Annotated in this window: 22 protein-coding genes; 11 read left to right on the forward strand and 11 right to left on the reverse strand. The window is 30.7% G+C overall.

Features of this window, described 5'->3' with window-relative positions:
- Nucleotides 1-50: 50 nt before the first annotated feature.
- The gene (locus IFB02_RS10845) at nt 51-1,037 is read right to left on the reverse strand and encodes a glycosyltransferase family 2 protein (RefSeq protein ID WP_106688373.1); all 987 of its coding nucleotides are present in this window, start codon (nt 1,035-1,037) and stop codon (nt 51-53) included.
- A gap of 52 nt (nt 1,038-1,089) precedes the next feature.
- Nucleotides 1,090-1,539 carry a type I restriction enzyme HsdR N-terminal domain-containing protein gene (locus IFB02_RS10850; RefSeq protein WP_106688578.1) on the reverse strand — a complete coding sequence of 150 codons (450 nt, stop codon included), beginning with the start codon at nt 1,537-1,539 and terminating at the stop codon, nt 1,090-1,092.
- Nucleotides 1,540-1,635: 96 nt separating this feature from the next.
- Here IFB02_RS10850 and holA point away from each other — a divergent pair, with 96 nt between their 5' ends.
- The 3 genes from holA (at nt 1,636) to IFB02_RS10865 (ending at nt 3,718) form a co-directional block, all read left to right on the forward strand.
- Nucleotides 1,636-2,640: a DNA polymerase III subunit delta gene (gene holA, locus IFB02_RS10855; protein ID WP_106688374.1), complete on the forward strand. Its 1,005-nt coding sequence runs from the start codon at nt 1,636-1,638 to the stop codon at nt 2,638-2,640.
- Nucleotides 2,640-3,005, forward strand: coding sequence for a cupin domain-containing protein (locus IFB02_RS10860; protein ID WP_106688375.1), 366 nt, complete (start codon nt 2,640-2,642; stop codon nt 3,003-3,005). Before holA ends, IFB02_RS10860 begins: the two co-directional genes overlap by 1 nt.
- A gap of 152 nt (nt 3,006-3,157) precedes the next feature.
- A complete protein-coding gene (locus IFB02_RS10865) occupies nt 3,158-3,718 on the forward strand; it encodes a type 1 glutamine amidotransferase domain-containing protein (protein WP_106688376.1) in 561 nt (186 codons plus the stop codon).
- A 49-nt stretch (nt 3,719-3,767) separates the two neighbouring features.
- On the opposite strand, the gene IFB02_RS10870 is transcribed toward IFB02_RS10865, so the two are convergent.
- Nucleotides 3,768-4,130 carry a winged helix-turn-helix transcriptional regulator gene (locus IFB02_RS10870; RefSeq protein ID WP_106688377.1) on the reverse strand — a complete coding sequence of 121 codons (363 nt, stop codon included), beginning with the start codon at nt 4,128-4,130 and terminating at the stop codon, nt 3,768-3,770.
- A 118-nt stretch (nt 4,131-4,248) separates the two neighbouring features.
- Between IFB02_RS10870 and IFB02_RS10875 the strand changes: the two genes are divergently transcribed.
- From IFB02_RS10875 to IFB02_RS10890, 4 genes are all read left to right on the forward strand, one after another.
- The gene (locus IFB02_RS10875) at nt 4,249-5,115 is read left to right on the forward strand and encodes an SDR family oxidoreductase (protein WP_106688378.1); all 867 of its coding nucleotides are present in this window, start codon (nt 4,249-4,251) and stop codon (nt 5,113-5,115) included.
- 2 nt (nt 5,116-5,117) lie between these two features.
- A complete protein-coding gene (gene ygiD / locus IFB02_RS10880; protein ID WP_106688379.1) occupies nt 5,118-6,005 on the forward strand; it encodes a 4,5-DOPA-extradiol-dioxygenase in 888 nt (295 codons plus the stop codon).
- A 150-nt stretch (nt 6,006-6,155) separates the two neighbouring features.
- Nucleotides 6,156-7,589 (forward strand): amidohydrolase family protein, encoded by a 1,434-nt coding sequence (locus IFB02_RS10885; protein ID WP_106688380.1) that lies wholly within the window; start codon nt 6,156-6,158, stop codon nt 7,587-7,589.
- Nucleotides 7,590-7,674: 85 nt separating this feature from the next.
- Entirely contained in the window at nt 7,675-8,130 is a 456-nt protein-coding gene (locus IFB02_RS10890) for a DUF305 domain-containing protein (protein WP_191072758.1), read from the forward strand.
- Here the strand turns inward: IFB02_RS10890 and IFB02_RS10895 are convergent, their stop codons facing one another.
- From IFB02_RS10895 to IFB02_RS10905, 3 genes are read right to left on the reverse strand one after another with little or no spacing between them, the layout of a single operon-like run.
- Nucleotides 8,131-10,878, reverse strand: coding sequence for a T9SS type B sorting domain-containing protein (locus tag IFB02_RS10895; protein ID WP_106688382.1), 2,748 nt, complete (start codon nt 10,876-10,878; stop codon nt 8,131-8,133).
- A 27-nt stretch (nt 10,879-10,905) separates the two neighbouring features.
- Nucleotides 10,906-11,385, reverse strand: a complete 480-nt coding sequence (locus IFB02_RS10900; protein WP_106688383.1) for a hypothetical protein — start codon at nt 11,383-11,385, stop codon at nt 10,906-10,908.
- Complete coding sequence (locus IFB02_RS10905; protein WP_106688384.1) at nt 11,386-11,652, reverse strand: DUF202 domain-containing protein; 267 nt, start codon at nt 11,650-11,652, stop codon at nt 11,386-11,388.
- 136 nt (nt 11,653-11,788) lie between these two features.
- Here IFB02_RS10905 and IFB02_RS10910 point away from each other — a divergent pair, with 136 nt between their 5' ends.
- A complete protein-coding gene (locus tag IFB02_RS10910) occupies nt 11,789-12,619 on the forward strand; it encodes an alpha/beta fold hydrolase (protein WP_106688385.1) in 831 nt (276 codons plus the stop codon).
- 71 nt (nt 12,620-12,690) lie between these two features.
- Here IFB02_RS10910 and IFB02_RS10915 read toward each other — a convergent pair whose 3' ends face one another.
- The 4 genes from IFB02_RS10915 to glmM form a co-directional block, all read right to left on the reverse strand.
- The gene (locus tag IFB02_RS10915; protein ID WP_191072759.1) at nt 12,691-15,102 is read right to left on the reverse strand and encodes an alpha-ketoacid dehydrogenase subunit alpha/beta; all 2,412 of its coding nucleotides are present in this window, start codon (nt 15,100-15,102) and stop codon (nt 12,691-12,693) included.
- A 174-nt stretch (nt 15,103-15,276) separates the two neighbouring features.
- The gene (locus IFB02_RS10920) at nt 15,277-18,063 is read right to left on the reverse strand and encodes a M1 family metallopeptidase (protein ID WP_165569194.1); all 2,787 of its coding nucleotides are present in this window, start codon (nt 18,061-18,063) and stop codon (nt 15,277-15,279) included.
- 194 nt (nt 18,064-18,257) lie between these two features.
- The gene (locus tag IFB02_RS10925; RefSeq protein WP_106688388.1) at nt 18,258-19,757 is read right to left on the reverse strand and encodes an aminotransferase class V-fold PLP-dependent enzyme; all 1,500 of its coding nucleotides are present in this window, start codon (nt 19,755-19,757) and stop codon (nt 18,258-18,260) included.
- A gap of 27 nt (nt 19,758-19,784) precedes the next feature.
- Nucleotides 19,785-21,173 (reverse strand): phosphoglucosamine mutase, encoded by a 1,389-nt coding sequence (glmM, locus tag IFB02_RS10930; RefSeq protein ID WP_106688389.1) that lies wholly within the window; start codon nt 21,171-21,173, stop codon nt 19,785-19,787.
- Nucleotides 21,174-21,232: 59 nt separating this feature from the next.
- Between glmM and IFB02_RS10935 the strand changes: the two genes are divergently transcribed.
- From IFB02_RS10935 to IFB02_RS10945, 3 genes are all read left to right on the forward strand, one after another.
- Complete coding sequence (locus IFB02_RS10935) at nt 21,233-21,832, forward strand: acyl carrier protein phosphodiesterase (protein WP_106688390.1); 600 nt, start codon at nt 21,233-21,235, stop codon at nt 21,830-21,832.
- Nucleotides 21,829-23,517 carry a gamma-glutamyltransferase gene (gene ggt / locus IFB02_RS10940; RefSeq protein ID WP_106688391.1) on the forward strand — a complete coding sequence of 563 codons (1,689 nt, stop codon included), beginning with the start codon at nt 21,829-21,831 and terminating at the stop codon, nt 23,515-23,517. Before IFB02_RS10935 ends, ggt begins: the two co-directional genes overlap by 4 nt.
- A gap of 170 nt (nt 23,518-23,687) precedes the next feature.
- Nucleotides 23,688-24,416 carry a hypothetical protein gene (locus IFB02_RS10945; protein ID WP_106688392.1) on the forward strand — a complete coding sequence of 243 codons (729 nt, stop codon included), beginning with the start codon at nt 23,688-23,690 and terminating at the stop codon, nt 24,414-24,416.
- A 106-nt stretch (nt 24,417-24,522) separates the two neighbouring features.
- Here IFB02_RS10945 and IFB02_RS10950 read toward each other — a convergent pair whose 3' ends face one another.
- A complete protein-coding gene (locus tag IFB02_RS10950; RefSeq protein WP_106688393.1) occupies nt 24,523-25,047 on the reverse strand; it encodes a hypothetical protein in 525 nt (174 codons plus the stop codon).
- Nucleotides 25,048-25,075: the final 28 nt, after the last annotated feature.

The raw sequence follows: 25,075 nt of genomic DNA on the forward strand, positions 1-25,075 counted from the left end.
TATTTAAAATGTTAAAATAAGCTTTAACAAAACTTTTGCTAAAAGTTGTTTTAAAGGTTAGAAAACGTTTTGACCTTTTTAATAAAGTAAGCGTAAACAATAGAAGTGCAAGAGTAGTAGTCTTTTTTTTGTGATAATTGTTTACGTTGTTTTAATATCAATTTAAGGCGACTATAATAAGAAAAGTGAGCCTTTAAGATGGCAAATACATGTTTAGGTTTTAATAAAATTAAAAACCTAAACGCAGCAATACCATCTAATATTAATCTAAAAAATATTAGTAAGAATATATTACCCGATGCATTTTTAGTAAGAGTAATTAAGCTGTTTCTAAAATTTAAGTAAGTTTTCTTGGGATTAGTGGCTTTTAAAGTAGCGCCACCAACATGAAAAACGGTACTTTCTGAAACGTATTTAGTCTTATAATTTAAATTGAAAGCTCGCCAACATAAATCTATTTCTTCTTGATGAGCAAAAAAGGATTCGTCAAAACCATTTAGTTGATTAAACACTTGTTTCCTTATAAAAAAACATGCTCCAGAAGCCCAAAAAATGTTTGAGTTTGGATATTGATTAGTATCTGATTCTATGGTATTAAAAATTCGACCTCTACAATAAGGATATCCGTATTTATCAATAAATCCACCTGCTGCGCCAGCATATTCAAATTTAGTTTTGTCTTTATAATCCAAAATTTTTGGTTGAATTATTGCTGTATCAGATTCTGTTTTAAAAGCGTTTAAAATAGGTTGTAGCCAGTTTTTAGTTACTTCTATATCGCTGTTTAATAAGCAGAAAATATCTTCATCTACAAAACGTAACGCATCGTTATAACCTTTTGCATAGCCACCATTTGTTTTGTTTTCTATGATTTTAACTTCAGGAAAGTTGGTTTTTACAAAATCAACAGAAGTATCTGTAGATGCATTATCTGCAACATAAATTGTGGCGTCTTTAGAATAATCAATAACAGAAGGCAAAAACTGCTCTAAAAGTGCTTTTCCGTTCCAATTTAATATGACTACTGCTATTTTCAATATTGGTTGTTTGTTGATGTGTTTTTTTCTATTACTGCCAACTACGTACTTTCTACTGCTGACTATATTCCGGAATATCCCTTAAAAACTGATAATGTTCAGCATCAAAATCCATTTTGCAATAATAATGATTTATACCGTTGGTTACCATTAAAAACTCTGCATTTAAAGTAAGATTATAACGCGCAATTTGATCAAAAGTATCTTGGTTAATATTAATTTTAGGCGCTTTACATTCAACAATTAATTTAATGCTTCCGTCAGTATTGTAAACAACAATGTCGTAACGTTTTTTTAAGTCGTTTACTTTCAGCTCCTTTTCAACGTTAATTAAAGATATTGGATAATTTTTGACTTCAATTAAATAATGAACGCAATGCTGTCTTACCCATTCTTCAGGTTGTAAAACGATAAATTTTTTACGTATCACATCAAAGATAGATACTTTATTTTCGCTATTTTTGAAACGAAACGAAAACTTTGGAAAATTGAGGTCTAGCATTAACGCTGTATAATTTATTTCAAAGTTAAGGTACAATAATAAAAAAGCAAATTCCATGTCATATTTTTGGAATTTTAAACTTGCAATTTTAAGCTTGTGGACGACGTCAAACAACTGGTAACAGATATAAAAAACGGAAATATCAAACCCATTTATTTACTAATGGGTGAAGAGCCTTATTATATTGATAAAATTTCAGAATTTATAGAACAAACTGTTCTTGCAGAAGAAGAACGTGGTTTTAACCAGATGATTTTGTACGGTCGTGATGTAGCAGTAGAAGATATTGTGAGCAATGCAAAGCGTTTTCCTATGATGGCAGAACGCCAAGTGGTTATTGTAAAAGAAGCGCAAGATTTATCACGTACGTTTGACAAGTTGGATGATTATGCTAAAAACCCGCAACCATCAACCGTTTTGGTGCTTTGTTATAAATACAAAACAGTAGATAAACGTAAAGCAGTTTATAAGGCGATAAAAAAATCTGGTGTTGTTTTTGAAAGTAAAAAACTATACGATAACCAAGTACCAGATTGGATTAAACGTGTCTTATCACCTAAAGGTTACACGATTACGCCAAAAGCCTCTCAACTGTTAGTTGAATTTTTGGGTACAGATTTAGGGAAAATCAATAATGAACTTGAAAAACTTCAAATAGTTTTACCTAAAAACACACAAATTACGCCAGAGCATATCGAAGAAAATATTGGGATTAGTAAGGATTACAACAATTTTGAGCTTAGAAAAGCAATAGGCGCAAGAGATAGTAAGAAAGCATTTAAAATTGTACAATACTTTGCAGATAACCCAAAAGATAATCCAATGGTTGTTACTGTTGCTTTGCTCTTTAATTTCTTTTCTCAATTACTACAATTACACGGAATGAAAGATAGAAATCCGCGTAGTGTGGCAAGTGCATTACGAGTTAATCCTTATTTTGTAAACGAATATTTGGATGCTGCAAGAAACTTCCCAATGCGAAAAGTAAGTCAAGTGGTTGCTCTACTTAGAGAGTTTGATGTAAAAAGCAAAGGTGTAAATAGTAATGCGGTACCACAAGGTGATTTGCTAAAGGAATTATTGGTTAAGATTTTAAATTAATGAAGCACCTTTTTTCAATTGTATTAATCTTTTCCTTGTTTTCTTGCAAAACAACACAAACACTTCCAGATCCTTTACAAGCAGGTTGGAACGGTAAAAAAGTATGCGAAGTCTTACAAGACACTAAACAACAACGCATATTAAAATGTACATTTCCGCCAGGAGTAGGACACGAAAAACATTATCATAATCCACATTTTGGTTATACTTTAAAAGGAGGAACATTTAAAATTACAGATACTTCGGGAACAAAAACCATTACAGTTCCAACAGGAACAACGTGGAGTAAAGACCAACTATCAATACATGAAGTTATAAATGTTGGTGATAGTACTTCGGTTTACTTGATTATTGAGCCTAAATAAAATTGTTAATTTCCATTAACGATTTTAACACAACCCAATTCTTTTTTAACAAAGCCTATTAAAATAAGGTTAAACGCTGGCTTAAATTCTTCAATAGGATTGATTTTGAGTAATTTAGATGAAAAGAAAAATTAACCTTAAAATCAAAAAAAATGAAAAATTTAAATAATAAAACTGTAGCAATATTAGCTACAAACGGATTTGAAGAAAGCGAATTAAAAGAACCAATGAATGCTTTAAAAGAAGCTGGCGCAGAAGTACACATTGTTTCTGAAAAAACAGGAACAATAAAAGCGTGGAAAGACGGAAATTGGAGTAACGAGTATCAAGTTGATAAAACTATAGATCAGGTATCTCAAGACGATTATAACGCTTTAGTATTACCAGGCGGAGTAATTAATCCAGATACTTTAAGACGTAACGAAGATGCTGTAAGATTTATTAAATCGTTTTTTGCAAATAAAAAGCCAGTTGCTGCAATTTGTCACGCACCATGGTTATTAGCAGAAGCTGGCGTTTTACAAGATAGAAAAGTAACATCATACGACTCTATAAAAAGAGATATTGTAAATGCAGGAGCCATGTGGGAAGATAGTGAAGTAGTAGTTGATGAAGGACTAGTAACTAGTAGAAATCCTAACGATTTACCAGCATTTAATAAAAAATTAATAGAAGAAGTTTACGAAGGTAAACACCAAATGCAAACTGCATAGGTTTTAGATTGATTGATAGTAAAAAGCAAGCTTATTAAGCTTGCTTTTTTTATTTTGGATTTAATGTGTTTTTTCTGTGATCAATTCCCCAATCAACCATAGCGTCTAAAACTTTTAAGATAGCTTCACCAGATTTGGTTAAAGAATATTCGATTAAAATAGGAGTAGAGTCGTACACAGTACGTTTTACAACGCCATTCATTTCCAGATCTTTTAATTCTTTAGATAACATTCTTGGTGTGATTTTTTCAATGTTTTCTTGTATGTCTTTAAATCTTGATTTTCCGTAAAGTAAAGAAGCAATTATTGGTAATTTCCATTTTCCGCTTAATACATTTAAAGTATCATTAATCGCTAAAACAAATTGTTTCGGGCAAGCTTTAACTGTTGAAATGTCTTTTACTTCACTCATTTTTAGATATTTAAGATTCGACTATACTTAAGTATACTGCTATTTTATCAGTATTAGATATACTTTGTATAGCAAAAATATTAATTTTGTTTCAAATAATAATTAAAAACACAAAAAAATGATATTAGTTACAGGAGCAACCGGAGAATATGGTACACATGCAATACATTCATTAATAGAAAAAGATGTAGTACCATCAAATATTTCAGCTTTAGTTAGATCTGAAGAAAAAGCTCATGCTTTAAAAGAAAAAGGCGTAAATATTAAAATAGGCGATTATAATGATTACAATAGTTTAGTCGAAGCTTTTAAAGGCGTTGATAAATTATTGTTTGTATCTGGTAGCGAAATTGGTACTAGAGAAGCACAACATAAAAATGTTATTAATGCTGCAAAAGAAGCAGGAGTAGATTTTATTGCTTACACTTCTTTTATACGAAATGTAGATGCTAAAGATTCAGCAATTGGTTTTTTACAAGACACACATCAAAAAACAGAACAATGGATAAAAGACAGTGGTATAGATTACACTATTTTACAAAACGGTTTATACTTAGATATTTTACCAATGTTTTTAGGAGAAAATGTTATAAAGGATGGGATTTTATTACCTGCAGAAGATGGTAAATCAAACTCAGTATTAAGAGCCGAGTTAGCAGAAGCTGCAGCGCATGTATTGACTACAAGTGGACATAAAAATCAAACCTATCCTCTAGTAAATAATGAAGCAGTGACTTATCAAGAGATTGCAAATCAATTATCAAGTATTAAAGGTGAAACTGTAAATTATACATCACCAAAACCAGATACTTATCAAACTATTTTAAAAGAAAATAATGTGCCAGATGAGTATATAGGTATGTTAACATCTTTTTCTGTAGCACAAGCTAAAGGAGAATTACAATTAGAAAATAATACTTTAGAGCAATTTTTAGGAAGAAAACCTAAAACAGTAAAGCAATATTTAACAGAGGTTTATAGTTAACTATGAATCGTAAAGATTTTATAATAAATTTAGGCTTAACAAGCGCAGCAATACCAATGGTAACTTCTTTAAATTCTTTAGAAAAATTATCTAGTACGTTTAAATCTACAAAACGAATGCCTGTCTTTTTTTTAGGACACGGTTCGCCTATGAACGGAATTGAGGATAATCAATTTGTTCAAGGATTTAAAAAACAAGGAGAATTATTAGAAAAACCAAACTCAATTATTGTTATATCGGCACATTGGGAAACAAAAGGAACAAAAGTGACTGCAATGGAGTTTCCAAAGACGATTCATGATTTTGGAGGTTTTCCTAAAGCGCTTTATGAAGTACAATATCCTGCTCCAGGACATCCAGAATTGGCTAAGGAGATTTCTACCATAGTACAACCTGAAGATACAGTACATTTAGACCATCAATGGGGATTAGATCATGGTGCTTGGACCGTAGTAAAACATATGTTTCCAAAAGCAGATGTGCCTGTTATACAGTTAAGTTTAGATTTCACACTAAACGGACAACAGCATTTTGATTTAGCACAACAGTTAAACCGATTAAGAGATAAAGGAGTTTTAATTGTAGGTAGTGGTAATATGGTGCATAATTTAAGACGTTTAGAATGGTCAAAAATTAATGATAATTATGGTTACGATTGGGCAATAGAAGCTAATACAAAAATGAAAGAATGGATTTTAAGTAGTAACCATAAACAGTTAATAGATTTTAAAAATCAAACGCAAGCATTTAATTTAGCCATACCAACACCAGAACATTATTTACCATTAATTTATGTAATGGCTATGGCAAACAATAAAGATGAAAAACTACTATTTAACGATCAGTATTTAGGAGGATCTTTATCTATGACTAGTGTAAAAATTGGTTAGATTTAATTTTAATTTTTAGTATAAAAAAGCAAGTTATAACAGCTTGCTTTTTTTATTTCAATTCAATTGAAGATAATAACTATATTTACACTTTAAAACTTTATTTATAGTTTTAAATCGCTAATAATCAATCATCAAAAAATCATCTTCATGAAAATTCTAAAAAAAATCTTTAAGGTTTTTTTAGCCTTAATCTTACTATTAGTTCTATCGCTTTTAATTATTGTAGCTGTAGATAATAACAATACAAGTTATTTAAAAGTAAATAACAATCCAACAGCAAAAAATAACTCTTACATTATAAAGAACGTAAATGTTATCCCAATGCATATAGATACTGTTTTGACAAATAAAATGGTATATGTAAAAGAAGGTGTAATCCAACAAATAGCAGATCATATAAAAGTTGAAAACATAGAAATTTTTGATGGGCAACAAAAGTATTTGTCGCCAGGTTTAATAGATATGCACGTTCATATTTGGGATAAATATGAGCTTGGACTGTATCTTTCTAACGGTGTAACATCAGTTAGAAATGTTTGGGGAATGCCAATGCATCTAAGATTTAAAGAGTTAATAAATAAAGACGAAATTTTAGCACCTAACTTTTATACAACGGGACCAAAATTAACAGGACCAGAATTTATAGGTGACGATAACTTAAACTTGATATCGCCAGAGCAAGCCAAAGAAAATATAAAACGATACAAAGAAAAAGGGTATGATTTTATAAAAACTTACTATGGGTTATCTGAAGATATTTTTGATGCAGTTTTAGAACAAACACAAGCATCGGATATGGATATTGTGGCTCATCCATCACAAAAAGTGCCTTATAGTTATCATTTTAATCCGCAGATTAAATCTATTGAACATGCAGAAGATATTGTACAACAACCTTTAGAATATACTTTAGACACGGTAAAGTTAAAAGCGGTTATTAGTAATTTTTCAAATCATAAAAACACGCACTTTTGTCCAACATTAACCGTTTACAATAACATTTATCAAATGATTATTGATGATCAAATTTTATCTTCAGAAGGACTAGCTTACATGAATCCTTTACTGAAAGAAGTAGATAGTAAAGCACAATTTGATAGATGGCAAAACACTAAATTAAGAGATGAAAACATTGAAACCACTATCAAGAAACAACATGATTTTCATTTAAAAATTATAAAAGAACTTAATAATGCTGATGGTGTAATTATTTGTGGTACCGATGCTGGAATTGGCGTCACTTTACCAGGCTTTTCCTTACATAAGGAATTAGCATTTTATAAAGAGGCAGGATTATCAAATTACGAAGTGTTAAAAACCGCTACAATAAATGCCTCAAAAACACACAAAATAATGAATAATTTAGGAAGTATTGAAGTTGGTAAAACAGCAAACTTTATACTTACTAAAGATAATCCATTATCAGATTTGTCAACGCTACAAAAACCAAGTTTAGTCTTTATAAGAGGAAGAAAATTAGATAGACAACAACTTAACAACTTTAACCAAAAAGCAAAAAACCGAAGTAATTTAATAGCTACGGGTTTACGTTACGCAGAAAATATGTTATTTGAAATGTAAATTAATTTAACAGCCTTTAACATAAAAAATGATAATTAATTTAAAAGCATTAATTTAATAGGAAACAAAAATAAACCTATTAAATATGAAATCTGAGTACACCAAATTTTTATTAATGCTTATCTGTTCTGCAATTTCAATGTACATTACTATGTACTTTAATACATATCAACTTGATCACGTATTTTTTAGTTGGACACGAATGTATATGACATTTATAGGTATTGGAGGAATGTCTATAATTATGTTTTTATTCATGCAACATATGTATAAAAATAAATCTAAAAATATAATAATAGTTTTAGGTAGTTTGTTTCTAATGGCAGTATCTACTTTTATGGTAAGAAATCAGATACCTGTAAATGACGTTAAGTGGATGAAAGCTATGATTCCTCATCATTCGATTGCAATTCTTACAAGTAATAATGCCAATTTTAAAGATCCTGAAGTAAAAAAATTAGCAGAAGAAATTATAAAAGCTCAAGAGAAAGAAATAAAACAGATGAAAGCAATGATAAAACGATTGGAAGAAAAAAAGTGATCATCTTTTTAGGGTAAAATGTCCACTATAATATTCATTATTAGGGATTTCTAATAAAAACCAGTAATCATCTGTAGGTAAATATTGATTATTATATGTGCCGTCCCAACCTATATTGTTTAAAGGGTTAAAAGAGTAAATTAGTTTTCCAAACCTGTTATATATTGATAAAACTGGATTACCGTTATTTAAATCTAAACCTTTAACATTCCAAAAATCATTAATATTATCATTGTTAGGAGTAAAGTATTTAGGAAATCCAATTACTTTAATAGGTATACTTAGGTTATTACAATTAAATTCATCTTTTATATAAATAGTATGATTTCCAGGACTTACATTTACAAAATAATTAGAAGATTGAAAATTTCCATTTGGATCATCGATTGCAAATAGATAATCTTCATTTAAATTGTCAAGAAGTATAGTTATATTATAGTCTTCTATTATTACGTCTTGTATTATTGGTGCAGCTATATTATTTACTGTTATATTTATAATTTTGTTACAATTAGTTATGTTGTTAATCACAGAAACACTATAATTACCAGGATTAGTTATGCTGATATTAGATGTAGTTTGATTTGTATTCCATGAAAATGAATAATCATTAATCAAATTGTAATCAATACCAGAATCTATAGTAATTGGGTAATTAGAACCACAAACTTCAATAACTTGATTTTCTAAATAGGGGAAATCGTTTACAGTTAATTGTAAGAAACCTGTCCCGTAACAAACATTATTGTTTTTAATATCAATAATAATATTTGAGTTATTCGCTTCATAAGAATCAGGTAATTGGTTTGTCATATTGTAGGCATCATCAAGATTCTCATAAAAATTAATTGTTATTTGTCCTTGTAAATTAACTGTATTTAGAATTTGATTTCTAATTTCATTTAAATTAAAAAGACCTGTGTTTGTATAGTCTATATCACATGATTCTAAATAAAATTGGCCTAAGTTTATAGCTTGAGTAGTTTTTAATCTAACATTTACAATATTGTAACAGTTTGTATTAGGTGTTACTACCTTAGCATAAATTAATTCGTTATTAAATTGGTTTTCGTAAATATTTGGTAATGCAGATGTATTATTTATATCATTAATCGCCTCGTTTAATGAGTTGTAATAAAACACATTAAAGTTACTCGTGGAATTTGTAACTAAATAGGGATTAGCAGATTGTAAATTAAATTGTGTAATGCCGTCATTACTATTATTGTCGTATAGATCACATTCGGTTAACTCATATTCATTTTGAATAACTTGAGGCGCTTCAACAATTTGTACTTGTTTAATTAGAGGCTCATAATCTATGCCATTAATTGTCATTGTTAAACTAACGGTGTAAATGCCTGCTTGAGAATAATTATGAATCGGTTCTTCTAAGTTTGATGTAGTTCCGTCTCCAAAATCCCAAAAGACAGAATCATAAGGATCTTCTGAAGTGATTAGGAAATGAGTGCTTTCATTTAAACAAACATTTTCATAATTAAAAGAAAATTTAAAAATTGATTGAATAAAAGGAGGAAGACCTATTTGAGCAGTTTTGTTATTTAAAAACACCGAATTGTGACTGTAGTTACAACTTGACGAAAGTACGTTTGGATTATTAATTACAGAAAGATGAGTACCAGAACCAAAAATTACATATCCTGCTCTGTAAATTTTACCGTCTATTGCAAGTTGTAAAGCACCAGCGACGTTTGTTGATGTGTTTATAATTAGTTTACTGTTAGGAATGTTGTTAGACTCTAGATTATATTGTAAAAGATCACTGCTTATAAATATATTATCTATATCAAATTTAGAAGCTGTTACATATAATATTTTTGAATTAGGAGAAAACTCAACACCATAAGGGTAAGTGTTATCCAAAATCAATTCTTCATTAGTCACATATCCAGTAGAATTATTAAAATCATATATTAGTACTTTTCCTGATTTTCTTTGTCCTGTTGTAGGACTTCCTAATGAGGTAGAGCTATGCGCTATTGCAATTTTTTTGCCATCAGGAGACACTTTTAAATAACCAATAGCTGTAATATTGGCGCCATCATCATTAATTCTAGGAAATACCGTTTGGGTTACTGTAGATACAACAGGAGAAGTTTCTACACCATTAGGTGTAACTAAAAAGGAATAGAATTTATTCATAAATTGGGTAATTACCCAAACATCTAAACCATTATCATGCGATACAGCGGTTAATTTTTCAGAATTTTTATACTCGTTTTGCTCTGCATCATTTGGATTATAAGTAATTAGATGAGTATTTTTAGTAGAAACTATTATATCTCCATAACCATTATTTAGTTGCATATCTACTTCAGAAAAATTTAAACCATCTATAGGATCGTTTGGTGTTAAAAAATAACTAGGTTTATCTGTAGTGAAAATGTAAAATTTAGAAGAAGATCCAGGCTTGGGAATTATAATAGCAGATTCTGTACTTGAACTATCACCCATTAAACCAGTACCATTAGGCATAATATTATGATTTCTATCATAAACAGTCTTTCCATCTGTATAGAATAATAGATTTCCTAATGGGTCAGATATTGTTGCGCAACCTTCTTTTGTATTTAAAGCTCCATCAATTAAAGGAGTAGGATTGGAGGAATTAAAGTTTAAACCTGCATTATCTCCAAAATACCAGTTAGCAGATTCATTTTGAGAATGAACCGTAGCGGTGAATAGAATTACTATACACCATTTAAATATGTTAGTTTTTATAAGCAATGAAAAAATTAATATACATAAAGGTAATTAAAATTCATTTAGTTCATCTAATTTATTATTATAATCATACTGTAAATCTTCGTGTAGATTTTTTACTTTCTTTTTAATTGCTATAATATTTCTGTCGTAAAGATTGGTCAACGTCGTGTTTCTAGATATTGAAGGCGTCATAGCATTTAATTTTTGACAGAAATATAAAAGAAGTTCAACTTCAGTTTCTTTGTTAAGTGAGTAACGGATGTACTTTTTTGTATTACGTAATATTTTTCTAACGCTTTTCTTTATGTAAAAAAAGCTACTCGTGTTAATTTGGTCAAACTGTTCATCAATTTCAGTTTTTATAGTTTCGATATAGCCAGCTTCGTAATCTGCTTCAAAAAGTAAGTAGGTAAGTAATTCTTTATTTTCTTTTTTAAATCTAGATAAACGTAGACAAAGCTCGGCTAATTCTTCGTTAGATTTATGTTTTAATTCTTTACGTATGTTGGCAACAGTAGCAGATTTCATCTATATTTTGTAGTGTTTTCTAATTGTGTTTTTAACTCTAAAAAGTCTATAAATACCAATTAATAAAATTACTGGAGCAATACAAATTAGTAAAACACCATATGTTCTAATGTCTGCAAATACATCTAATTTAATAATCGTAACGCCTGTACCTAAAATAACCAGAAAAGTTCTAAAGTAGGCTAAAAAAGTTCGTTCGTTAGCTAGTTTTGTACGTTCTATAGCTAACCAATCTCTAGTGGTTAAATCGGTATTGTTATTAGTCATATTACTTAGAAAAGATTAAATATAACTATTTAGACTTAAACATATTAACATAATTTAATATATGTTTATTATTAGTTTAACTCTAGGTTGATAATAAGTGAGTTACCTTTAATAAATAACCAATTAAAATTTAATTATGCCTTTTATTACAAATGAAAATACAGAAGAAATCGTAGATATTTTTTATGAAGATTATGGTGAAGGACAACCAGTTATTCTAATTCACGGTTGGCCACTTAGTAGAAAATCTTGGGAACATCAAGTATGGAAAATTGTTGAAGCTGGTTACCGTTGTATATCTTATGATAGACGTGGATTTGGGATTAGTTCTTTTCCTTGGAATGGTTACGATTACTCTTCATTAGCTAGTGATTTAAATGAAATTATCACACAATTAGAATTAGAAAATGCCATTATTGTTGGTTTTTCTATGGGTGGAGGAGAAGTTGTTAGGTATTGTACCGATTACGGAACCAAAAACATTGAAAAAGCAGCATTAATAAGTAGCATTATTCCTTTAGTTAAACAAAAAGAAGACAATCCAACAGGCGTACCAGAAAAGGATTTATTAGGAATTAAAGATGCTTTAGAAAATGATCGAGTTGGTTTCTTAAAAGAATTCTCTAAAGGTTTTTATAATTATGAAGACAATAAAGATAAAGTTTGTCAAGCTCAATTAGATTATGATTTTATCGTAGCATCTCATGCATCGCCACGCGGAACAATTGAAGCGGCTAAAGCTTGGATGCATACCGATTTTAGAGATGAATTAAAAAATGTAGACGTACCTACGTTAATCATTCATGGAGATGCAGATAATACTGTGCCAATAGAAACTTCTGCAAAGCAAGCTACCGAAGGAATATCAAATAATACGTTTCATATTATAAAAGGTGCGCCACATGGTTTAAATATCACACATAAAGAAGAATTAAATAATCTATTAATTAAGTTTTTAGAAGAATAGAAGTTTATAAAAAACTAAAAAAAAGCGCATCTAATTTAGATGCGCTTTTTTTAATTAAAACGTAAAGTTATTTATCTCAATTTAGGATAATTTGTTGGATTAGCTTCGTGCATAACAGCATAAACAGCTTCAAAAATATCTTCTAAAGATGGTTTAGAAAAATAATCACCATCTGTTCCATATGCTGGTCTATGCGGTTTAGCAGCTAATGTTTTTGGAACACTATCTAAGTGTTTAAATGCGCCTTGAGTGTTGATGATTTCATCTAAAATGTAAGCGGAAGCGCCACCAGGCATATCCTCGTCAATAACCATTAATCGGTTAGTTTTTGCTACACTTTTTACAATATCATGATTAATGTCTAACGGCAGTAAAGATTGTATATCTATAACTTCTGCATCTATACCAACTTCTAAAAGCTCTTTAGCTGCTTGCTCTACCATTCTAAGCGTAGAACCGTAAGATACTAAGGTGATGTCTGTACCTTCTTTTACTGTTTCTACAACACCTATAGGTGTTTTAAATTCACCTATATTATTAGGTTTTGGTTCTTTTAAACGATAACCGTTAAGACATTCTACAATTAAAGCAGGTTCGTCGCTTTCTAGTAACGTATTATAAAAACCAGCAGCTTTTGTCATATTTCTTGGTACTAAAACATGAATACCTCTTACTAGGTTTAAAATACCGCCCATTTGTGATCCAGAATGCCAAATTCCTTCTAATCTATGTCCACGTGTACGTACAATTAATGGTGCTTTTTGTGTTGATTTTGTACGGTAACGTACTGTTGCTAAATCGTCACTAATTATTTGTAATGCGTACATTAAGTAATCTAAATACTGAATTTCTGCAATTGGACGTAAACCACGCATAGCCATTCCTATACCTTGTCCTAATATAGTAGCTTCTCTAATTCCAGCATCTGCGATACGTAAATCTCCATATTTTTCTTGTAATCCTTCTAGTCCTTGGTTTACATCACCAATATTACCAGAGTCTTCTCCAAAAATTAAAGTTTCTGGATACTTGCTAAATATAGCGTCAAAATTATCACGAATAACAACTCTACCATCAACTTGTTCTGGATTATCATCGTAAGTAGGTTTAACTTCTTCTATATGGATTGCAGCAGTTTCTGTTTCGTTTAATAGATCTGAGCTATATTTTGGTTGAATTTCAGCAAAATAGTTTTCAATCCAAGTGATTAACTGGTTTTTTGCTTGGCTTTCTTCAGTAATCACATAACGTAATGCTTTTCTTGCAGTAGAAATAACGTCTTTACGATTTGGTTCTTTTATTTCATTTAAATCGTTTATCAGTTTTTCAATAAACACTTTATTACTGCTTGTACTTGCTAATGTGTTTAATAAAGTTACAGCTTCGTTTTTTTCATTTAAAATTGGTTTTAAATAACTTGTCCAAGCTGCTTTCTTACCATCTCTAACTTGCTTTTTTATGTTTTTTTCAATGGTCTCTAGCTCATCTTCTGTTGCAATGTTGTGAGATATCATCCAGTCACGCATCTTTACGTTGCAATCGTGTTCTCTTTCCCATGTTAAACGGTCTTGAGATTTATAACGCTCGTGCGATCCAGAAGTAGAATGACCTTGTGGTTGAGTTAATTCTTGCACATGTATTAATACAGGTACGTGCTCTTCTCTGGCAATTTTACCTGCCATTTCATAGGTTTCGATTAAGTTAACGTAATCCCAACCTTTTACACGAAGAATTTCATATCCTTGGTTGTCTTTATCACGTTGAAATCCTTTTAAAATTTCAGATATATTTTCTTTAGTAGTTTGGTGTTTTGCGTGTACAGAAATACCGTATTCGTCATCCCAAACGCTTATAACCATTGGTACTTGAAGTACACCAGCAGCGTTTATAGTTTCAAAAAATAATCCTTCACTAGTACTTGCGTTACCAATTGTTCCCCATGCAACTTCGTTACCTTGATTTGAAAATTTTTCGGTATCTATACCTTCAACATGTCTATAAATTTTAGAAGCTTGTGCTAGACCTAATAATCTAGGCATTTGCCCAGCTGTTGGTGATATATCAGAACTAGAATTTTTTTGTTTGGTTAGATCTTTCCAGTTTCCTTTTTCATCTAAACTATGCGTAGCAAAATGTCCGCCCATTTGTCGTCCAGCACTCATAGGTTCTTCCTTAAGATCTGTATTTGCATATAGACCTGCAAAAAATTGCTCTATAGATAATTCTCCTATTGCCATCATAAATGTTTGATCGCGATAGTATCCAGATCTAAAATCCCCATTTTTAAATGCTTTTGCTAAAGCTAGTTGTGGTACTTCTTTACCATCACCAAAAATACCGAATTTTGCTTTTCCGGTTAACACTTCTCTACGTCCAAGTAAGCTACATTCTCTACTAGTTATAGCTACTTTATAGTCGTTTAAAACTTCTGTTTTGAAGTCTTCAAAAGAAAGTGCATTTTTTGTGTTAGATTTTGTTTGCATAAATTAAGGAATAAGTTACGAGCAAAAATAGGTATTTAATCTGATTTTTGCAATTTGGTTTTGTCTTAAAATTATGAGAAAAATATAATTTAAGTTATATTTTTTTGTTAAAAATGCATTATTGTTTCAAATATAGCATTTCTGTTAAGAATTTTTTAAAATAATTAGTAGTGATTAATACCATCTTCTTGTAAATAATCCTAACAGTGTTTTTGGAGATAAAGTGACAATAAATCTTATTTTTTGATCATAATTTGGTTGCCCAATTTCCCAACCTAAATTAGAGTATATAGGTAGATATAATTCAAAATAATCTTCTACTAGATTTAATCTTATACCAGAATCGTAGACAAACTTTGGATGAAAATTTTGGTTTTTTATTATTCCAACATCACCATAAACCATAATGTATCGCCATAACGTTGCACTAGTGTTTAAAGTGGTAATCCATTGGTTGGCAAATGGTTGAGGTAATTTGGATTTAAATCCTCCTTCTGCAATAATAAGTTGTTGACTAAGTAATCCTTGTTCTTCGCTTCTTCCTAAATAATCGTAATCAAATAAATAATCTGTTGGTCTGTCTAAAGCAAAACTAAAAAAATCCGATTCTTGATACGTTTTGTTATACAGAAATAAACCAGTAAATATGCGTACGTTAAATTGTTTATTTTTTTCGTTTAGATTTCTAAATTCTAGTGTTGTTGAAAGTTTTCCAAAATTTTCTGCAAATTGTAAATCTATGTTCCAATATTGAGATTCTTTAAGGTTTCTATCATTTATACCATATCTACCATTAAATACAGCGTATTTAGGTTGACCAATGGTTTCAAATTCTCCTGTAGGGTCAACTTCTCGGTTAATGTTTACATATCTAAATGTTAAAAATTCTCTTTTATTATCTCTTAAATTTTTATGGTCTCTAAAGGTGAAATCTATAAACGGTGTAAAGCTTGTGTATGATAAATTAGGAGCATAATTATAATAATTTCCTGATAACCCATATCTTGTTCTAAAGTTGTCTGAATCTTCTGGTCTTGCACTGTAAGAAACCGATGCGCTTCCTACTAACTGTTTGCTTTTTACACCAAATTTTGGGCTTAGCTTGTAATTTAATCGTTTTGTTAATAACGTTTTATTGTAAAGTTTTAATCCAGGTGATAATCCGTCGTAAAAATTATATTCAAATTCTGGCATGAAAAAAACTTGACTATAATTAGGATCTTCTATGTCTTTAAATAATCTAAATTGTAAAGGTTTATTGGTTAAGAAAAATCCGTTAAGTTTTTTAAAATTATTACGCTGATTAAATTCTGGAACAACATTATCGTAATTTAAAGCTAATACATCTGGATCTGAATTAGGAATAACAATACTTTTTGTGCCTTTAAAACCATTTATCCATTGTTTGGATGTTACGCTATCATTTTTTAATGTAAAAAGCGCAATTGGCATATTATTATCTCTAAGGTTTTTTATAGAAATTTCTAAAGAGTCTTTTTTCTTTTTAACTTTTTTAATTCTATAATCTATTTTAGTATTTGTAGTTAAATAATCATCAAAAAACCACTTTGTATCCTTGTTTGTATTGCTATTTATTAGCTTTTTAAAAGTTGCTGAGTTTATAGGTTTAAACTTATTGGTTTTTACAAAATCTGATAGTTTAGAATCTACTAAGTTATTTCCTATATAATCGTCTAAATAATTTAATCCTACAGCAGCTTTATACTTACTAGATATATTTTTATTAAATTTTAATAGACTGTCCTTAGTCATAGTCAAAGGTTGATCCAGATTTGTTCTTGCCATATGCATATACAAAAATGGATATTGATCATTAAAATTTAAATCTGAAGCATGAAATGCTCTTACGCCCCAAATATTTGCTAGTTTTCCTAAAATTTTTTGGTCTGGATAATAAGTTTCTACATACTTCATTAAGTAGTAAATTTGAATACCATCTATTAGCCAATAATCTTTTCTTGGATTAACATGTAAAGTGTTTTCTAAATAACTGCGTAAAGCGGTTTTTAAAATTTTAAGTTCATATTGAAAAGTGTCTTCAAAAGGTCTTATAAAATCAGGTAATAAGTTTAATCCATAAATAGGATCTTTTTTATAATCTATCCATGTTAATAACATTTTATCATGAGGATAATCACCTAAATGCTCTGTAATAAACTGAGTAACTTTATCGGTAGCAATTGCAACTTCTTCAGGTTTTAAATCTTCTGTATCTATATTTGATTGAATGTTGAAAAAATCGGTTTGGATTGTTTTATAATCGTTATTTTTTACTAATGAAAATTTAGATGAAAGCCTATCATTACCAGTAAACTCTGTAGTGATAATAGTATCTCTAGTTATAGTTGATTTTGTTTCTAGATCTGTTAATGCTGTAAAGTTGTTAGGATACGATACTGTTAAGTTAATTGAAGAAACCGGCAGGTATAAATCGTCTAAATCTTTATTGCTGTAATACTGCCATTCTCCATCAAATATAGCAGGAGTAATGTACCAAAACCTTAAGTTATAATCGCCATTATCTGTTACACCATATCGTGTAAACTTATTATTAGGTATTTGTACAATATATTTTAATTGTAAAGTGTAACTATTGTTAGGTTTTAGAGGCTGGTTAAGAGCGACTTTTATTACATCTGGATGTTTTTTGTCTAATCTTTCAAAAAAAACAGGTGTATTGTTTTGATTGATGCTGGTTATTGCGGTAAAACCTCGATCCTCATTTTTAGCAAAATGAAAAGTAGTTTTAAATTCATCTGCAAATCTTTCTGCTAATGGTGTAGTTTTAGAACTGTAACTATGGCTCCAATCATTTAAGTAAATGGTATCTAAAACTTTATTGCTTGTATTTGTGTAAGTTAGTTCTTGACTAATGGCAATACTATGTTTAGCAGTGTTAAATACAGCATTTATATCAATTTTATTTTGACTAAAACTCAATACAGATGTGCATAAACATATAAATAATAAGAAGTAATTTTTCAATACGATACTATATAATGATTTAGGGTGAAAATCACACTTTTATATAATAGTGTAAGCTTCGCAATTTTTAGTTTAAATAACGTGAAATTTTTTTAAATCTTATAATTTTTAGAAATGTTTATGTTATAAAAGTTAGAATTAATACACTTTTACAACTCAAACCAGCTTGAGACTCTTGTCTCTTGATTAGGAATAAAACTTTTATGAATAAACTCATTATTCGCTTTGTTGTATTCATAATCTTCAGCCCATTCTTTATGGTTTTTGGCTAAAGCTTCTATGCTATTACATACATAATCTACTTCATCACAAGTGGTTGTAGGATGTATAGACATACGTATCCAACCTGGTTTTTGAGATAAATTACCAGCAGTAATTTCGCAGGTTAACGAGTGAGATTTTTCTTTGTCTACATGCAATAAATAATGTCCGTAAGTACCTGCACAACTGCATCCACCACGTGTTTGAATACCAAATTTATCGTTCAATAATTTAACACCTAAATTAAAGTGTAAATCTTCAATGTAAAAGGAATAAATACCTAAGCGGTCTTCATGTTCTTTAGCCAAAATGTGTAATCCATTAATTTGATTTAAACGCTTAAATATTTGCGAAGACATTTCGTGTTCTCTATCTAATATGTTTTTTACGCCCATTTGGTCTTTTAGCTTTATAGCTAAAGCCGTTTTAATTGTTTGTAAAAAACCTGGCGTACCACCATCTTCGCGATCTTCGATACTATCTATATATTTATGTTCTCCCCAAGGATTTGTCCAGCTTACAGTACCGCCACCAGGACAATCCGGAATCATATTTTTATATAATTTTTTATTGAAAACCAAAACGCCAGATGTTCCTGGTCCGCCTAAAAATTTATGAGGAGAGAAAAATACTGCGTCTAAATAAGCCTCTTCATCTTCTGGATGCATATTAATATCTACGTAAGGTGCTGCGCAAGCAAAATCTACAAAACAAACACCACCATGTTGATGCATAGTTTTAGCAATTTGGTGGTATGGAGTTTTTAAACCAGTAACATTGGATGCTGCAGTTACAGAAGCAATTTTTAATGGACAGTCTTTGTATTGTTCAAGTAAAATTTCAAGGTTTTTCATACAGAATAAACCATCTTCTCCTGCAGGAATAACTTCAACTTTAGCCATAGTTTCTAACCAAGACGTTTGGTTAGAATGATGCTCCATATGTGTAACAAACACAACAGGTTTAAGTTCGTTAGGTATGTTAGTGTATTTGCTTAAATTTTCAGGAACTTTTATTCCTAAAATACGTTGAAATTTATTGACTACGCTAGTCATACCATTTCCAGCAACTATTAAAACATCATCTTTATTACTATTAACATGACCTTTAATAATTTGTCTTGCTTTATGATACGCATTTGTCATTGCAGTACCAGATACTGTAGTTTCGGTATGTGTATTGGCTACAAAAGGACCAAATAAATTAATTAATTTTTCTTCAATTGGTCTGTACAATCTACCGGAAGCTGTCCAATCTGTATATACCATTTTTTGATTTCCGTAAGGCGATTCAAATTCTTGGTCTATTCCTATAATATGTTCTCTAAATTGAGAGAAATAAGATTCTAAACTAGATGCTTCTTGAGTTTTTTTGTTTGTAGAATACATAGCTTGGTTGTTTTACGTAATAATATACTAAATATTAGCGATTTCTTTAATTTCAGAAATAATTTTTTCTGCCAAAGTATCTGCTTCTTTTTGAGATTTTGCTTCAGTATATATTCTAATAATTGGTTCTGTGTTACTTTTTCTTAAATGAGCCCAACATTCAGCAAAATCAATTTTCACACCATCTATAGTGGTTAAATTTTCATTACTGTATTTGTCTTCCATTGCTTTTAAAATAGCATCAACATCTAGAGTAGGCGTTAATTCTATCTTTTTCTTACTCATAAAGTAGCTAGTGTAAGTTTTTCTAAGTTCGCTAACACTCATTTTTTTATCAGCTAAAAGACTTAAAAATAAAGCTACTCCAACTAAGGCATCACGACCGTAATGCGACGCAGGATAAATAATTCCGCCATTACCTTCTCCACCAATAACAGCGTTGTTTTTCTTCATTAATTCAACCACATTTACTTCTCCAACAGCTGAAGCTTGGTAAGTTCCACCATGCTTTTCGGTAACATCTCTTAAGGCTCTAGTCGAGCTCATGTTACTAACAGTATTACCAGGTGTTTGACTTAAAACCCAGTCCGCACAAGCTACAAGCGTATATTCTTCACCAAACATATTTCCGTTTTCATCCATAAACGCTAAACGATCTACGTCTGGATCTACAACAATACCAAAGTCTGCGTGATGTTTTTTTACAGCATCACTTAAATCGCCTAAATGTTCTTTTAAAGGTTCTGGGTTATGAGGAAAATGACCTGTTGGATCACAATATAATTTAACGGTTTCTACACCTAAATGTTCTAAAAGTAATGGAATAGCAATGCCGCCAGTACTATTTACACCATCAACAACAACCTTAAAATTGGCGTCTTCTATTGCTTTTTTATTCACTAAATCTAAAGCTAACACTTCCTCAACATGCAAATCAAAGTAAGCGTCGTTTTTAGTAATTTCACCTAAATCATCAACTTCTGCAAATGTCATGTTATCAGATTCGGCAATTTCTAATATTTTTTGTCCTTCTTTACCATTTAAAAATTCACCTTTTGCGTTAAGCAACTTTAGAGCATTCCATTGTTTTGGGTTATGACTTGCAGTTAAAATAATGCCGCCATCTGCATGCTCCATTGGTACCGCAAGTTCTACTGTTGGTGTTGTAGACAGACCTAAATCAACCACGTTTATACCTAAACCTACAAGCGTATTCATTACTAAATTCTGGATCATGTCACCAGATAAACGCGCATCGCGACCAACTACAACTTTATAATCTGTTTTATCACGTTGTTGTTTTAGCCACGTCCCGTAAGCCGATGCAAATTTTACTGCATCAATTGGTGTTAAGTTGTCTCCAACGTTACCGCCAATAGTTCCTCTAATTCCTGATATAGATTTTATAAGTGTCATTATGTTCGTTATCTTTGTTTTGTTGATTTTAAAAGTGTAAAAATACATATATTTATTGAATGAACTACTTAGCGCATATCTACCTTTCCGGAAATAACAAAATGCTAACTATTGGTAACTTTATCGCCGATGGAATACGTGGAAAAAAGTATAAAACCTACCCGATAGAAGTTCAAAAAGGTATATTATTACACCGTCAAATCGATACCTTTACAGATGCGCATCCAACTGTTAGGCAAAGCACCAAAAGGCTTCATGAAAATTACGGACATTATTCTGGTATTATTGTAGATATTTTATATGATCATTTTTTAGCCAAAAACTGGTCAAAATATTCTGATGTGCCTTTAGAAGATTATGCCGAAAATTTTTATCAAATCTTAACTGATAATATTGAAATTTTACCACAACGCATCCTAAAAATGATGCCACATTTAATCTCAGGAAATTGGCTATTAAGCTATGCAACAAAAGAAGGCATAGCAAAAGTTTTAGATGGAATGAATAAGCGAACAAAAAATCGATCACAAATGAATTTAGCCACAAAAGAACTTGATTTATTTTATGACGAATTCGAAGCCGAATTCACCTCTTTTTTTGAAGAGCTTATCGCATTTTCAGAAGAAAAACTAATCCAAATCAACCAAGAATTATCATGAAATATAAATTGTTTTTAATAATTGTTTTCCTTTCATTTTTCAATTGTAATAAAGACAAAAAACTAACAAAAGAAGGTGTAATTTCAGATAAAGCCATGATAGTTTCAGCAAGAACTGAAGCTTCAAAAATAGGAGTAGAGATCCTTAAAAAAGGCGGAAATGCTTTTGATGCCATGATAGCAACCGATTTAGCTTTGGCGGTTTGTTATCCGTATGCTGGAAATATTGGTGGCGGCGGATTTATGGTTTACCGACTTGAAAACGGAACTATTGGTGCGTTAGATTATCGTGAAAAAGCACCACTTGCAGCTACAAAACAAATGTATTTGGATAGTTTGGGTAATGTCATCCCAAATTTAAGTACAAAAGGCGGATTGGCAGTTGGCGTACCAGGTACTGTTGCTGGTTTATTTGCAGTACATGACAAGTTTGGAAGTTTACCCATTCAAACCATTATGCAACCTGTGATAGATTTGGCTAATCGTGGTTTTGTGGTCACTAAAAAGCAACAAGCTGTTTTAGATGAAAAACGAAAAGATTTTCTTGAAGTTAATAAAGACACTATTCTGTTTGCTAAACAATGGAAAGCAGGAGATACCATTAAAAATAAACAGATAGCACAAACGTTGGTCAAAATTATGATAGATGGTCGTGATGCTTTTTATGAAGGTGAAATTGCAGATTCTATCGCTAATTTCATCCAAAGAAATGGCGGAATAATCACAAAAGAAGATCTTGCAAAGTATGAAGCCAAATGGCGAGATCCAATAACCTTTGCTTATGATGATTTAAAGATCATTTCTATGTCACCGCCATCAAGTGGTGGAATTTGTTTAGCACAAATTATGAAACAAATTGAACCTTATGAATTAAGTGAGTTTGGGCATAATTCCCTTAAATCCATTCAAGTAATTACAGAAGCCGAAAGACGTGCGTATGCTGATCGAAGTTTTTATTTAGGCGATCCTGATTTTGTAAACATTCCGCAAGACCAATTAATTAGCGAAAGTTACGCGTCTAATAGGATGAAAGATTTTAGTTTTGAGTCAGCAACGCCTTCAACAAATATAAAACATGGCGATGTTCAGGTTATTGAAAGTGACGAAACAACGCATTATTCTATTGTCGATCAATTCGGTAATGCAGTTGCTGTAACCACAACATTAAACTCTGGTTATGGTTCTAAATTGTATTCAGAAGGATTAGGTTTCTTTTTTAATAACGAAATGGATGATTTTTCAAGTAAACCAGGCGAACCAAATGTATACGGATTAATTGGAGCAGAAGCAAACAGTATCTTACCTGAAAAACGTATGCTAAGTTCTATGACGCCAACTATTGTTGAAAAAGACGGAAAATTATATATGGTTGTTGGTACACCTGGCGGATCTACCATTATCACTAGTGTGATGCAAGCTATAATTAATGTGCATGAGTTTGACATGAGTATGCAAGAAGCGGTAGAAGCACCTAGATTTCATCATCAATGGTTGCCTGACGAAATTAGAGTAGAGCCAAACGCTTTTAATGAAGAGTTGACTAATAAATTAGAAGAAAAAGGGTATATTATAAACACAAATCGTACACCTGTAATTGGTAAAGTAGATGCTATTTTAGTAAAAGAAAACGGGCAATTAGAAGGTGGCGCAGATCCAAGAGGAGACGATACCGCAGTTGGATTTTAAAACATCAAATACGTCAGTTCGAGTGATTTTTTGTAACGACTAAAAGATGGTAATTAAAAGTTGGTCACTTATCGTAGTCAAAGTGAGTAGAAGTGTTTTGAAATAGAATAAAAAATTGTATCGAGAACAATTTTAATTTCGAATGATAAGTTTTTGAAAATCTCAATATTATGGCAATAAAAGCAAAGAAAATATTTAAAATAATTTTAGGAGTAATTATCTTTTTTACTCTTCCATCACTACTGTTTTTTGGATTTGTATACTTTAAATATGCAGAAGATTTACCTCAAATAAATCCAACAGAAAAAGCCAATGTATTAGCTAATAAAATGTTAGAGGCTTTAGATTACGAGGCTTTTAAAAATACCGATTATATAGAGTTTACTTTTAAACAAAGACACAAGTACCAATGGAACAAATTAGAAAACACCTGTAATGTGTTTTGGAGTCATTTTAAAGTAGAACTAGATTTAAATGACAAAAGCAACTCCAAAGTATTTGTACAAGATCAATCGTATAATGGCGTAGAAAAAGACAAATATGTCCAAAAAGCAATAGATTATTTTAATAACGATACGTTTTGGTTAGTAGCGCCATACAAAGTTTTTGATGCTGGCACAAAACGAAGTATTGCCAAAAACGAAGACGGAGAAGAAGGTTTGTTAGTTACTTACACAAAAGGCGGAAGTACACCAGGCGATTCTTATTTATGGCATTTAGACGAGAATTATAAACCTAAAAGCTTTCAAATGTGGGTAGATATTTTGCCAATTGGCGGTTTAGAAGCAACTTGGAGCGACTGGAAAACCACCGAAACTAATGCGCAATTACCAACCTTTCATAAATTTATGTTTTTAGGTTTAGAGTTGGATGATATAAAAACTTCAAGGTCAGAATAAAGACACGAATTTCACGAATTATCACAAATTTGTTTGCCTAATAATTACTAAGAAATATAAAGTTTAACTGCATAATTATAGCTGTTGCTAACAGCTAACAGCTTAACTACTTACTCTTCTGCCCAACAAACTGTTGTTCTTTCAGTTTAAATAAAACGTTAAACGTCGTTAAACTACCATAAATACGTGTAATATATTGCTGTAAATCTATTTTTTCTTGTTCTTCAAGATTACTAGAATTTATTTTTTGTTCCATAACGCGCAAACGATCACGAACCATTGTTATTTTATGAAAAAAGTCTTCAATTTTTATTTCTTTACTTTTTAGGTTTTGGTCTGCAGGTTTTAGCTCCATAATACCGCCTTTCCATTTATCGCCAATATACACAACTTCAGAAACATCACTATATTTTTTTAAGATACTTACCAAGCTACTTTCAATATCAAAAAAGCTAACCGTATCAACTTCGTTTTCGGCAGCTTCAATAGTTTCAAAATCATCATCTAAAGGTATGGTTTCTAAACCGTTTTCAATAAATGTTACCCAATATTGTTGGCTATCTACATTGGTAACAACGCCTTTTCCGTATGATGTATGATTAATTCTTGATCCTATTCCTAAAAGTTTCATTGGTATCTGTTTTTTAATTTCCGTGACA

The sequence above is a fragment of the Mesoflavibacter profundi genome, from assembly GCF_014764305.1.
Classification (GTDB): Bacteria; Bacteroidota; Bacteroidia; order Flavobacteriales; family Flavobacteriaceae; genus Mesoflavibacter; species Mesoflavibacter profundi.